Origin of the sequence: Corallococcus sp. bb12-1, assembly GCF_026626765.1 — a bacterium.
Lineage (GTDB): Bacteria > Myxococcota > Myxococcia > Myxococcales > Myxococcaceae > Corallococcus > Corallococcus terminator.
Genome location: NZ_JAPNJZ010000027.1, coordinates 190,818 through 203,691, shown reverse-complemented (window position 1 = coordinate 203,691; position 12,874 = coordinate 190,818). Strand labels below are relative to the sequence as shown.

The following is a 12,874-nucleotide window of genomic DNA, read 5'->3' as shown; positions in this document are numbered from 1 at the left end:
GTCACTTGGCTTTCTGCGAGAGCATCTGCGCCACGCCGTAGAGTTTGGCGAACCCCGCCGCTTCCGTCCCCGTCCACAACACGTTGGCCTCACCGTACGTCGCCACCTTCGCGTCCATCAGCGAGTGCGGCGAACGCACGCCTTCCACGACGTGGATGCGCGGGGTGAGCACCAGTTTCACCTCGCCCGTCACACGCTCCTGAGAGGAGGCCAGGAACGCCTCCAGGTCCTTCACCAGCGGATCGAAGAAGTGCCCCTCGTGGAGCAGCGATCCGTACAGGTTGCCCAGCGTCTCCTTCCAGAAGAGCTGCTTGCCCGACAGCACCAGCTTCTCCAGCTCGCGGTGCGCCGCGATGAGCAGGTGCGCCGCGGGCGCTTCGAAGCCCACGCGGCCCTTGATGCCCAGGATGGTGTCGCCCAGGTGCACGCCCCGGCCGATGCCGTACGTGCGCCCCAGCGCGTTCAGCTTCTCCACGATGGCCACGGCCGACAGCGCCTGGCCGTCCAGCGCCACCGGCACGCCCTTCGCGTACGACACCACCAGCGGCAGGGGCTTCAGGTCGGTGGGGATGACGCCACCGGGGAAGGCCGCCTCGGGCAGGGTGCTCCACGAGTCGAGCGTCTCGCTGCCGCCCACGGACGTGCCCCACATGCCCTCGTTGACCGAGTACGCGCCCAGCTTCGCGGGCAGGTGCACGCCTCTCTCCGCGAGGAAGTCCAGCTCCTGCTTGCGCGACAGCCCCAGGTCCCGGATGGGGGTGATGAGCTGGAGCTGCGGCGCCAGGGTGCGGAAGGCCACGTCGAAGCGGACCTGATCATTGCCCGCGCCGGTGCTGCCGTGGGCCACGGCCTGCACGCCCAGCTTCTCCGCCATGCGCACGGCCTCCACGGCCTGGCAGGCGCGCTCGGCGGAGACGCTCAGCGGGTACACCTGGCCGCGCAGCACGTTGCCGGCGATGAGGAAGCGCAGGTAGCCCTGGAAGAGGGTGTCGCGCGCGTCCACCGTGTGGTGCGCCACCGCGCCCAGCTTCAGCGCCAGGGCCTGGATGCGCTCCAACTGCTCGGGCGGAAAGCCGCCCGTGTCCACGGTGACGGTGGTGACGTCCCAACCCTGCTCGCGCAGGTACACCGTGCAGAACGCGGTATCGAGGCCACCGGAGAACGCCAGCACCACGGACTTCTTGCTCATGCTCAGGACTCCTCTTCTTCAAAAAGGGATGGGAAGACTCAGGCGGCCCAGACGCGCTCGGCGGCCTGGGTCTGCTGCGCGTGGGTGCGCGTGAGCCACTCGCGCGCGTCCGCCAGTTCCTCGCGCGCGGTGGCGAGGCCCAGGTTGCCAGCGCCACCCAGGTGGGTGGCCGTCAGCGCGCCGCGGTCCGGCTGGAAGGTGCCGTCGTTCAACTGGCGGCCCACCTCCCGGTACGCGTCGCGGAAGGGCAGGCCCTTGGCCACCAGGGCGTAGGCATGGTGCGCGGCGTAGAGCGAGTCGTCGCACGCCGCGCGGGCCTTGTCCGCGTTCACCTTCAGCGCGGGCACCAGCCGCGCCAGCACCTCCAGGAGCGCCTTCGTGCTGGCGAGCGCCTGGAAGGTGGGGCGCTTCAGCAGTTGGAAGTCACGGTGGTAGCTGGACGGCAGACCGCCCGCCACCGCCTCCACCTGATGGGCGAGGCCCCGAAGCTCGCGGCAGCGGCCCCGCGCCAGCTCCACGACGTCCGGGTTCTTCTTCTGGGGCATGATGGACGAGCCCGTGGTGAAGGCATCCGGCAGGGCCAGGAAGCCGAACTCGTCCATGCTGTAGAGCTGCACGTCCCACAGCCACTTCTCCAGAGTGCCCGCCACCGAGCACGCCCAGGTGAGCAGCGCCGTCTCATGCCGCCCCCGACTGTCCTGCGCGTCGATGGGGCTGCGTTGAACCCGATTAAAACCGAGCAACCGCGCGACATATTCACGGTCGATGGGAAGCGGCACGCCGAAGCCCGCCGCGGCGCCCAGCGGACAGCGATCAATCCGGCCCCACACGCCCTTGAGCGCCTCCAGCTCCTCCAGGAGCCCTTCGGCGAACGCCATGCCCCACAGCCCGAAGGTGGACGGCATCGCGCGGCGCAGGTGCGTGTAGCCGGGCAGGGGCAGGTCCGCGTGCGTTTGCGCGAAGTCGAGGAACGTCCCGGCCAGCTCCGCCGTGCGCGCGCCCAGGGCGAGCAGCTCCTCGCGCAGGTACAGGCGCAGGGCCAGCAGCACCTGGTCGTTGCGAGAGCGCGCCAGGTGGATGCGCTTGCCCGCCTCACCCGTGCGCTCCACGAGCGCTGCCTCCAGCGCGGTGTGGCCGTCCTCCTGCTCCGGGCGGATGACGAAGCGGCCCGCGCGCGCTTCGGCGTGCAGGTCGTGCAGCGCGGCGACGAGCGACGTGGCGGCCTCCGGCGCCAGCAGGCCCACGTGCGCGAGCATGCGCGCGTGCGCGGCGCTGCCCAGCGCGTCGTGCGGCACGAGCGACAGGTCCACCACGGGGTCATCGCCCACGGTGAAGGCGTGGATGGCCGAATCCAGCGGCTGGCCCTTGCCCCACAAAGTCTCAGCCACGCGCCACCTCCTCGGAATAGCCGTGCAGCAGTCGTCGATAGAACGCGAGCCCCGCCTCCAGCTCCGCGCGCGTGAGGTACTCGTTCGCCTGGTGGCTGCGCAGCGTGTCCCCGGGCCCCACCTTCACCGCCGGCACGTCGCCCAGGAACGCCCAGTCGGACGTGGTGCTGGAGCCCACCGTGCCCTGTCCCGCCGCCGCCACCGCCGCGCGCACCAGCGGATGCGCCGCGTCCGTTCCCTTGGGCAGGTAGCGCGCCGAGTGCACCACCACTTCGCTCTCCAGCGCCGCGCCCACGTCTTCAGCCACCTTCGCGTGGTCCATGCCCGGCGTGGTGCGCAGGTCCACGAAGAACTCGCACCGGTCCGGCACCTGGTTGCGCGCCAGCCCTCCCGACACCTGCGTCACCTGCGCCCGCGCCTCACCCAGCAGCGCGTGCGCGGGGAAGCGCAGCGCGGACACGGCCTGGATGTCCCGGGCCGCCTTGAGGATGGCGTTGGCTTCCGAGCCCAGCCCGGCCGTGTGCGCGTGCGCGACATGGCCGGACTTCCCGTGCGCGATGCAGCGGAGCAGCAGCATGCCCCGCTGCGCCGTGCAGGGCTTGAGCGACGTGGGCTCTCCCACGATGGCGGCATCCAGCGGCCCCAGCGTGGAGAGCAGGGGCCCCAGGCCCTTGCCGCCCGTCTCCTCCTCGGCGGTGAGCGCGAAGACGTGCTCGACACCCTGGGGCGCGCCTTCTGTCAGGAGCGCTTTCGCGGTGAGGAGCATGGCGGTGACGCAGCCCTTGGCGTCGTTGGCGCCCAGGCCGTAGAGGGTGTCGTCCTTCCACACGGCCTCGTGCGGCTCGGTGGTCCACCCGGCGCACGGCTTCACCGTGTCCAGGTGCGAGTTGACGAGCAGGCGCTTCGAGCCGCTGCCCACGCTGAACCAGACGTTGTTGCCCTGGCGGTGCACGCGGGCACCCCAGGACTCGGCCTGGCCGGCCACGAAGTCCGCGATGCGGGCCTCGTCACCGGAGACGCTGGGCGTCGCGACCAGCGCGGTGAGCAGCTCGGTGGGGTTCAACCCTTGGCCTCACCGTGCTTCACCGGGTGCTCGCGCACGACCATGGTCCCGCTGCCCTCGTTGGTGAAGACCTCCTCCAGGAGCGCGTCGGACTGCTTGCCGCTGACCAGGTGCACGCTGCCCACGCCGCCCACGAGCGCGTGGCGCATGGCGTGCGCCTTGGGACGCATGCCGCCCGTGAGCCGGCCTTCGGCCTCCAGCGTGGCCAGGTCCGCCAGCGTGGCGAGCGAGATGATGGACGACGGGTCGGAGACGTCCTTCAACAGGCCCGGCACCTCCACCATGAAGAAGAGCTTTTCGGCATGCAGCGCCGCCGCGATGGCCGCCGCCACGGTGTCCGCGTTGGTGTTGTAGACAGCGCCGTCCTGGCCGCCCGATAGCGGGGCGATGACAGGCACGTAGTCCGCGGAGCGCAGGTGCTCCACGACGCGCGTGTCCACCGACTCGATGTCGCCCACGAGGCCGTAGTCCACCATGCGCCCCTGCGTCTCACCGGGCTCGGTGACCATGACGGGCGGACGCTTGCGCGCCTTGATGAGCCCCGCGTCCACGCCGGACAGGCCCACGGCGGGCACACCGGCCGCCTGGAGGTCCGCGAGCAGGTCCGTGTGCAGCTTGCCCGCGAGCACCATCTTCGCCGCGTCCAGCACGGGCGCGGAGGTGATGCGGCGGCCGGCCACCTTCTCGATGGGCAGGTGCAGCGCGTCGCAGAGCGCGTCCAGCTCCGGCCCGCCGCCGTGCACCACGACGGGGCGGATGGAGAAGGCCCACAGCAGGGCGATCTGCTCGCACGCCGTCTTTCGCGTGCGCGGGTCGCTCAGCACGGCGCCGCCCAGCTTCACCACGAAGGTCTTGCTGCGGAACTGCTTCACGTACTTCGCGGCATTGCGAAGTGCGGCGTACGGGTCGGGAGACAAGGGCACGGGGGACCTCTGGAAAGTCAGAAGGGGATGGAAGGGAAGGGCGGTCGGCGTGTGACTTCAGCCGCCGCGCATCCAGGCCAGCAGGGCGCGCTGCACGTGGTAGCGGTTGCCCGCTTCGTCCACGACGCGGCTGCTCGCGTGGTCCAATACGTCGTCCGCGACCTCCACGTTGCGTCGAACTGGCAGACAGTGGAGGAACGCCGCGTCCTTCTCCGCCTTCGCCATGTGCCGCCGCGTGGGCATCCACCCCGAGTACGACGCGAGCAGCGCCGCCACGTCCGCGGGCGAGTTCGCCGTCGCCGCGGTGGGGCCCCAGGACTTCGCGTACACCGCGCGGCTGCCGACCAGCGCCTCGTCCTGATCGTGCGTGTAGGTGATGCTGCCGCCGGTGGCCTTCGCGTACGCCTCCGCCTCCGCGCGCACGGCGGGGTGCAGATCAAAGCCTGGAGGATGCGCCACGCGCACCTCGCAGCCCGCGGCCGCCGCGGACAGCAGGAACGAGTTGGGCACCGCCTTGGGCAGCGGCTTGATGTGCGGCGCCCAGGTGAGCGTCACCGGCAGCTTCTTCGTGGTGCCGAACGTCTCGCGCAGCGTGAGCGCGTCCGCCAGGCCCTGGCAGGGGTGCTCGCGCGCGGACTCCATGCTCACCACCGGAACGGTGGCCCACTTGCGGAACGCGTTGATGACGGGGTCGGCCTCGTCCTCTTCGTCACCGCCACCCTGGGAGAAGGTGCGGATGCCCAGCATGTCCACGAAGCGCGACAGCACCGGCGAGGCTTCCTTGATGTGCTCCGCACGGTCCGTGTTCATCACGGCGCCCGGGCGGTCCTCCAGCTTCCACACGCCAGAGCCCACGTCGAGCACGATTGCGTGCCCGCCCGCGCGCAGCATCACCGCCTCGAAGGAGGTGCGCGTGCGCAGCGACGGATTGAAGAACACCATGCCCAGGATCTTCCCGGGGAACAGCGCCCCGGGGTCCTTCTGCTTCCACGCGGCCGCCTGCGAGAGGACCGCCTCGACGCCTTCCGGCCCCAGGTCCTGGATGCGGGTCACATGCTTCATGGGCTTCGTGCTCCCCCGGCCGCGCCGGATGGGTGGGGATCACTGAATATGCATAAAATGATTGCATATTCAGCAAGGAGGCGCGGATATTATGCAGAACGGCGCAGCGCGCAAGAACATTCTTGGGGATTTTCATGCGCCTTGCGTGCGTATTCAGGCGCATGCAAGGTGACGGTGAATGAACCTGGACGAGGCCATCCTTCAGCTCATCTCCCGGCAGGAGATCACCGATCAGGCCGTGCTGCAGGAGCAGTTGGAGGAGGCGGGACACGCGCCCAGCCAGTCCACGCTGTCGCGGCGGCTCAAGAAGCTGAGCGTGCAGAAGGTGAACGGGCGCTACCAGCGCACGGAGTCGCCGCCGGTGGTGGCGGCCATCGCGCCGCGCGTGTCCATCATCGAGGCGCCGCCCAACATGCTGGTGCTGAAGACGGCGCCCGGCTACGCGCAGATCTTCGGGGTGGCGTTGGATCGCGAGGAGGTGGCGGGGCTCGCCGGCACCGTGGCGGGCGACGACACCATCTTCATCGCGGTGAGGGACCCGTCGCTGCTCCAGGCGGTGCGCGCGACGGTGGAGCAGCTCATCCTGCGCGGCCCGGCGTGAAGGGGATGCGGCGCAGCGGTTCCCACGGGCCTCCCAGGTAGCGCCAGAGGAGCAGTGCCGGCGCGTGTCCGTCGAAGGAAGCCCAGCCCGCGGAGAGCTCCGCGAAGGCGGCCGTGGCGTCCTCCAGCGGGGCCTTGTTCATCAGCGTGACGTGGGGCCGGAAGGGCTGACGGTCCTGCGGCGTGAGCCACTGCGCGCAGGCGTGCGACAGCTCGCGGTGGACCGTGCCCAGGCCCGGTGCCTCCACGTCCACCGCCATGCCCCGACCCAACCTGCGCGGCCTCCCGAAGTGGAGCGCGGGGGCCAAGCGCTCAGCGACGGCTTCGAGCGCGGCCTCCACGCTCGCGTGCTCGTGCGGCGGCAGGTGGTGGAAGAGCGAGACGTGCGCGGGGATGAGGTTGCGCTCGGGCGGGAAGTAGCGCCTTCGCAGGCCATCCAGCCGTGCGAAGGCCTCTGGGTCCAGCTCCGCGGTGACGAGCAGGGGGGCTTCGGCGGACGAGGGCATGAAGCGGCTCCTGGGTGTCTTCGCCGAAGCCCGACTGGATCAGCTCTTGGACTGCGACGCGAAGTACTGCTTCAGCCCTTCATTGGCCTGCTGGCGGTAGCTCGGGATTTGAGCGCGGTCCGCTTCGGCGAGCGCCTTCTTCACGTGCGCCTCATCGAAGTCATGGGTGTAGACGGGCGTCCCGGGCTGCTGGCGCCAGGAGTCCGCGATGCCACCCGCGTCGATGGCGTCGAAGCCGAGCGCTTCCACGAGTTGGAGCACCTTGGCCTTCGCCTCGGGGGAGTCCCCCGCGACGGGCAGCGCGACCCGGCCCGGCGTCCCCTTGGGGACACCCTTCTCCAGGAGGCTCTTGGAGTAGATGTTGTTGAAGACCTTGATGACCGGCCGGCCGATCAGCTTCGCGACCCACTCGCTCTCGACCATGCCGTTGTCGATCTCCGAAAGGGCGCCATCCCGGATGGGGTAGTAGTTGCCCGTGTCGATGACGACGACCTCCTTCGGCACGTTCGCGAAGAGGTCCTTGGGCAGGTCGCGGACCGCCTTCTGGGGGATGGTGACGACGACGACCTCCGCGCCCTTCACGGCGTCGGCGGGGGTACCGGCCTTCGCGCCCGTCTCCGCCGCGACCTGCTTCAGCGTCTCCGGCCCGCGCGAGTTCGCGATCACCACCTCATGCCCCAGCTTGACCCAGTGCCGGGCGAGGGTGCCACCAATGTAGCCGGCGCCGATGATTCCAATCTTCATGTGTCGGTTCCTTCCAGGAGGAGCGAAGCAATTCGCGGGTGGGCGCACCGGCCTGAGTGCGCGGACCCGGGGTGCCACCCCAGATAGTCCCCGCACGGCCCTGTCGCCATGCATTCAACGGGAGGAGGCGATGTCGGAACGTGGACAGGCCGCGCTTCTCGTCGAGGGCTTCGCGCCGCGAGATGCACCGGGCCGCCTCTGTCCTCTTCCGGAGTGAGCATGCCGTCGGTGTCCGTGGTGCAGCTTCCCGAACTCAGATGGAGAGGATGTTGCCCGAAGCGACGGGTGTGCGGTGCAGGGTCGGAATCCTCGGCTCCCCCCGTTCAACGCACCATTCCCCAAAGGGGGGAGGGGACACCTGGGGGTGACGGGCTTGCATGGGCCCCACGCCCCGACCTACCTGCGAGGTCGGTGACACCCGCCATCGTCCGGCGCCGCCCGCTCCGAAGGCCGGTGTCGCGGGCGTGACACCGAACAGACAGTGTCCGTAACGGGGCCGGGCAGGGGCTTCCGCCATGAGGGACTCCTTCGATAACATTCTCGCGCGGACGGTCTTTGGGGGCCGGCCGCGCCGCCATGTCGAACCTTTCATCAGAGCTGGTCGCTGCCTTCCGTGGGGGGGCCACGCAGCGCTTCACTTCCGACGAGGAAGCCGGGCTCGCGCCCGTGTTGATGGACATCGTCGCCCGCTGTGAACAGGCCTGGCCCGTCGCGTGGCTCAAGCCCACGGACTTCGCCGCGCACCTGGGCCTCCACACGCCCGGGGGAAGGCCGCCAGCGGAGTCCCTGGCGGCGCTGTGCTGCGAGGACCTGTACCTGGCGCTGGCAGCGGTGGAAGGCCACCGGGCCGCGCTGGAAGCGCTGGATGCCACCGCGCTGGTGCCCGCTGGACGTGCGGTGCGCCGGGTGGAGGACTCGAACGCGTTCGTGGACGAAGTGCTCCAGCTCACCCGCCTGCGGCTCCTGGTGGAGCAAGGCACCCACGCACCCCGCCTCAAGGCGTACGCGGGCCGGGGGCCGCTGCGCCGGTGGGCGGAGGCGGTGGCGCTGGGCGTGGCGCTGTCGTTCAAGCGCCGGCCGGAGCGCACCAGCCCCCTGGATGACGCGTTGATCGCCGCGGAGCTGGGGACGCAGGATCCGGAGCTGGAGCTCATCCGCCACCGCTACCGGCCCGCCTTCCGCGCCGCCTTCGCGGAGGCCCTGTCGGCCCTGTCCCCGCGCGACCGCAACCTGCTGCGCCTGGGGCTCGTGCAGGGGCTGGGCGTGGAGTCGCTGGGCGCGATGCACCAGGTGCACGCCTCCACCGTGTCGCGGTGGATGGCGAAGGCCCGCGACGCGCTGCTCGACTCCACCCGCGAGGGCCTGGCCCGGCGACTCGCGTTGAACACCTCGCAGCTCGACAGCCTGTTGCGCGTCCTGGACGGCAGCCTGGATGTCAGCATCGCATCGCTCCTGAAGGAAGGCTGAAGCGCCATGTCCGATTCCGCGTCCCACCTGGAGGAGGTCGAACTGCTCGACCTCGCGGACGGCGTCCCGTCACAGGCCCTGCGTGAGCGCGCCGAAGCGCACCTGGATGCGTGCGCGTCCTGCCGCGAGGCCCTGGCCGACTTCATGCGCATCCGCGCCGCCCCCGCGCCCGACGTGCACAACGCGCGCACGGTGCTGCTCGTGTCGGAGTCTCCGGGTGCACGCCTGTCCGGCTCCGGAATGCCGCTCATCGCGCAGGGCACGTTGCTGGGCCGCTACGTGGTGCTGGAACGGCTGGGCGCGGGGGGGATGGGCGTCGTCCACGCGGCCTATGATCCGAGCCTCGACCGGCGGATTGGCCTGAAGTTGTTGCGCACGCTGCCCGAGGCGGGCGGCACGGGGGGCATGACGGAGCGGCTCTTGCGCGAGGCCCAGGCCGCCGCGCGCACGCGCCATCCGCACGTCGTCACCGTGCACGACGTGGGCACGTTCGGCGACGTGGTCTTCATCGCGATGGAGCTGGTGGACGGCGGCACCCTGCGACAGCACCTGCGGGCCTCTCCCCGGCCGTGGCGCGACGTGGTGCGGCTGTACCTCCAGGCGGGCAGGGGGCTCGCGGCGGCACATGCGGCGGGCGTCGTGCACCGCGACTTCAAGCCGGACAACGTCCTCGTGGACAAGGAAGGCCGCGCCCGCGTGACGGACTTCGGGCTGGCGCGAGTGGAGTCCGCGATGTCCACGCCGGTTGCTTCGGGTGGCATGCCCGGCATCGGCACGGGCACGGGCACGGGCGACAGCGTGTCCCCGAGCCTCGCGAACGCGGCCACCGCCGTCGCGGGCACGCCCGGGTACATCGCGCCGGAGGTGCTCGCGTGCGCTCCCGCTGACGCACGCTCGGATCAATACGCCTTCTGCGTGTCGCTGTACGAAGGGCTGCATGGCCAGAAGCCGCCGTCGCCGGAGCAGGGCGGCCCGACGAACCGGGGCTCCGTGCCGCGCGCTGTGCACGCGCTGCTCGTGCGCGGCCTGTCACCGGAGCCGGGAGCGCGCCATGCGTCCATGCCGGCCCTGCTCGACGCGCTGGAGCGGGCCGCCTTCCCCGTCTTCAGCAAGAAGGTGGCGGTCGCGGGCGTAGGAGCGGGGCTGCTCGCGGTCGCGGCCACCGTGTTCGTGGTGATGGGCACGCCGCCCTGCGCCGAGGATCCGCTGCGACTCGTTGGCGTCTGGGACGCGGACCGGAAGGCCGCGCTGCTCAAGGCCTTCCAGGCCACGGGGGCGCCGGGCGCGCTGCCCGCGCACGAGGCCGTGGCGCGCGCGCTGGATGCCTACGCCGCTTCCTGGCACGACAGCCGCCGTCAGGCCTGCGAGGCCACCCGGGGGCGCGGCAACCAGTCCGAGGCGGTGATGGACCTGCGGATGAACTGCCTGGAGCGCAGGCGCCGCGAACTGGGCGCGCTCACGGACGTGCTGCTCACCGCGGACCGCGACAGCGTCGCGAGCGCCCCGGAGACGGCGCAGGCCCTGAGCCCGCTCTCGCGTTGCGCGGATGTGGAGGCGCTGTCACAGCCGGTGCCCCCACCGGAGCGCCCGGAGGTCGCCGCCCGCGTGAAGGCCGCGTACGCGAAGCTCGACGAAGCGCGCGCCCGGTTGGGCGCGGACCGGTGGCAGGAGGCCGTGGATCGCGTGGGCCCCATCGTCACCGAGGCGGAAGCCATCGGTTACAAGCCGCTTTTGGGCGAGGCCCTGCTCGTCGAGGGCGAAGCGCGCGCCTTCCTTCGTGAGGAGGCCGCCACCACGACGTTGCGCCGCGCGATGCTGGCATCGCTCGCGGGCCGCGATGACCTCCACGCCACCGAGGCCGTGGTGCATCAGGTCTACATCGACGGAGAGCTCGCCCAGCGGCCGGAACAGGCACAGCTCCATGCCGAGCAGGCCCGGGCCCTCCTGGAGCGCGCCGGAGGCAACCCGGAGCTGGAGGCCCAGTTGCTGGTGTTCCAGGGAAGCTCGCTCGTGCAGCAGTCCCGCCCCGAGGAAGCCCTGCCGCTCATCCAGCAGGCCCTGGCCCTCCAGGAGCGACACCATGGGAAGGACTCCCCCCGGCTCGCGCGTGCGCTCAACCTCCTGTCCACGGCCCTGCGCAAGCTGGGGCGGGGAGAGGAGGCCCTTTCCTACAGCCAACGCACGCAGACCCTGCTCGAGGCCGCCTACGGGCCCGACCACCCGAAGGTCGCGATGCTGATCAACAACCGGGGCAGCACGCTGATGGAGCTGCGCCGCTATCAGGAAGCCCGGGTGTGCTTCCTGGAGAGCCTGGCCCGCTTCGAACGGATGTACGGCCCCGGCCAGCCGCTGCGCTACGCCCTGGGCCTGCGCGCGAACATTGGCGCGGTGACCTTCAGCATGGGCCTCTACGACGAGTCCGAGCGGATCCAACGGGATGCCCTGGCGATGTACCGCGAGCACTTTCCCGCGGGTTCGACCTCCCGCGTCCGCACGGGCAACAACCTGGCGCTGGTGCTCATCAACCAGGGCCGGCCCCAGGAGGCGCTGACGCTGCTTCACGAGATGGAGGCGGAGCGAGAGGTGGCGACCGCGGACGGCCGCGAGGATCCGGTGTTCGCCATGACGCTGATGAACGCGACGGAGGCCCACCTGCGACTGGGCCGGACGGATCACGCGGTCGCGTCGGCGACGCGCGCGGTGGCGCTCCTGCGAAAGCTGGGGGCGGAGGGCGAATTGCTCTCCGCACTGACGGCGCTGACGGGAGTGCTGACTCAGGACGGGCAGCACGCGGAGGCCCGGCGCACGGGCGAAGAGGCCCTGGTCCTGCACCGGCGGCTCGCGGGCGCGGACGCCCCACCTCCGCCCGACCTCTCCCAGGTGCTGGGCGAGTGGCTCCTGGCGCGGGGCGACGCCGCGGGTGCCTGTCAGCGGCTGGGCGAGTCCCTGGCGGCGTGGGAGAAGACGGATGCCCCTCCGCTGGAGCTGGCCGTGGTGCGCTTCTCCCTGGCGCGAGCGCTGCGCAAGGCCCACCGCGAGCCGGAGCGGGCCCGGGCCCTGGTGACGGCCGCCCGCGACGCCGTGCTCCCCACCGCCGAGCCCCGGCTGCTGCGGATGTCCGAACTGGAGGCCTTCCTTCGCGAGCGCTGAAGCCAGACGCCGAGGACTGCTAGGGTCGCGCCCCCTATGCGAACCCTCGTCGGATTGACCTCTTCGGGGTGGACGGAGAAGGCCCGGTGGGCCCTGGATCACCACCGCGTCGCCTACCGTTTCCACGACTACGTCCCCCTCATCCAGGAGCGCTGGCTGCGCAAGCAGGTGGGCCCCGGCGTGAAGGGCTCGGTGCCGCTGCTCATTGATCCGCCCGGCGCCGCGGTCCATGGGTCGCTCGCCATCGCGAAGCGCGCCGAGGAGCTGGGGCAGGGCAGTCCGCTCTTTCCCCAGGAGCATCTGGCCGCCATCACCCGCTGGAACGACCTCAGTGAGCAGGTGCTGGACGTGGCGCGCACCTACGCGATGCCGCGCATGCTCGCCAGCAACCGTGCCCAGGCCGAAGCGCTGCCGAAGTTCGTGCCGGGCTGGCTGCGCGGCGTGTTCGCGCCCACCGCCCGCATGGGCATGCGCTTCGTCATGCGCAAGCACCAGGTCCCCGTTAGCACCGAGGACGCCATCGAGGCCACCGTCGTCCCCGCCTTCGAAAAGCTGCGCGCGGCGCTGGGCGGACGGCCCTACCTGGAAGGCACCTTCACCTACTCGGACGTCACCGCCTCGGTGATGCTCGTGCTCGCGGGCCCCGTGGCGGACAGGCACCTGCCCCTGGGCCCTGGCACGCGCGCGGTGTGGACCCACGAAGGACTCGCCGCCCGCTTCCCGGACCTCATCGCCTGGCGCGACGCGCTCTACGACAAGCACCGCCGCACCTGAATGCCGTG

General features: G+C 71.1%; 11 protein-coding genes. 4 read left to right on the top strand and 7 right to left on the bottom strand.

Annotation, left to right across the window (positions count from 1 at the left end; genetic code table 11):
• Position 1: 1 nt before the first annotated feature.
• From argG to OV208_RS31875, 5 genes are read right to left on the bottom strand one after another with little or no spacing between them, the layout of a single operon-like run.
• On the bottom strand, positions 2 to 1,189 hold the full coding sequence (gene argG / locus OV208_RS31895) for an argininosuccinate synthase (RefSeq protein ID WP_267577699.1): 1,188 nt from the start codon (positions 1,187 to 1,189) through the stop codon (positions 2 to 4).
• 38 nt (positions 1,190 to 1,227) lie between these two features.
• Entirely contained in the window at positions 1,228 to 2,577 is a 1,350-nt protein-coding gene (gene argH, locus OV208_RS31890; RefSeq protein WP_267577698.1) for an argininosuccinate lyase, read from the bottom strand.
• A complete protein-coding gene (locus OV208_RS31885; RefSeq protein WP_267577697.1) occupies positions 2,570 to 3,640 on the bottom strand; it encodes a M20/M25/M40 family metallo-hydrolase in 1,071 nt (356 codons plus the stop codon). Before OV208_RS31885 ends, argH begins: the two co-directional genes overlap by 8 nt.
• Positions 3,637 to 4,563 (bottom strand): acetylglutamate kinase, encoded by a 927-nt coding sequence (gene argB, locus OV208_RS31880; RefSeq protein ID WP_267577696.1) that lies wholly within the window; start codon positions 4,561 to 4,563, stop codon positions 3,637 to 3,639. Before argB ends, OV208_RS31885 begins: the two co-directional genes overlap by 4 nt.
• A gap of 57 nt (positions 4,564 to 4,620) precedes the next feature.
• Positions 4,621 to 5,625: an N-acetylornithine carbamoyltransferase gene (locus OV208_RS31875; protein WP_267577695.1), complete on the bottom strand. Its 1,005-nt coding sequence runs from the start codon at positions 5,623 to 5,625 to the stop codon at positions 4,621 to 4,623.
• 178 nt (positions 5,626 to 5,803) lie between these two features.
• Between OV208_RS31875 and OV208_RS31870 the strand changes: the two genes are divergently transcribed.
• Positions 5,804 to 6,226, top strand: a complete 423-nt coding sequence (locus OV208_RS31870) for an arginine repressor (protein ID WP_267577694.1) — start codon at positions 5,804 to 5,806, stop codon at positions 6,224 to 6,226.
• On the opposite strand, the gene OV208_RS31865 is transcribed toward OV208_RS31870, so the two are convergent.
• Positions 6,204 to 6,731 carry a 2'-5' RNA ligase family protein gene (locus tag OV208_RS31865; protein WP_267577693.1) on the bottom strand — a complete coding sequence of 176 codons (528 nt, stop codon included), beginning with the start codon at positions 6,729 to 6,731 and terminating at the stop codon, positions 6,204 to 6,206. The two genes, OV208_RS31870 and OV208_RS31865, sit on opposite strands and share 23 nt — an antisense overlap.
• A gap of 39 nt (positions 6,732 to 6,770) precedes the next feature.
• On the bottom strand, positions 6,771 to 7,475 hold the full coding sequence (locus OV208_RS31860) for an NADPH-dependent F420 reductase (protein WP_420715063.1): 705 nt from the start codon (positions 7,473 to 7,475) through the stop codon (positions 6,771 to 6,773).
• Between the two features lie 576 nt (positions 7,476 to 8,051).
• Between OV208_RS31860 and OV208_RS31855 the strand changes: the two genes are divergently transcribed.
• From OV208_RS31855 to OV208_RS31845, 3 genes are read left to right on the top strand one after another with little or no spacing between them, the layout of a single operon-like run.
• Complete coding sequence (locus OV208_RS31855) at positions 8,052 to 8,942, top strand: RNA polymerase subunit sigma-70 (RefSeq protein WP_267577691.1); 891 nt, start codon at positions 8,052 to 8,054, stop codon at positions 8,940 to 8,942.
• 6 nt (positions 8,943 to 8,948) lie between these two features.
• Entirely contained in the window at positions 8,949 to 12,092 is a 3,144-nt protein-coding gene (locus tag OV208_RS31850) for a tetratricopeptide repeat protein (protein ID WP_267577690.1), read from the top strand.
• Between the two features lie 36 nt (positions 12,093 to 12,128).
• Entirely contained in the window at positions 12,129 to 12,866 is a 738-nt protein-coding gene (locus OV208_RS31845) for a glutathione S-transferase N-terminal domain-containing protein (protein WP_267577689.1), read from the top strand.
• Positions 12,867 to 12,874: the final 8 nt, after the last annotated feature.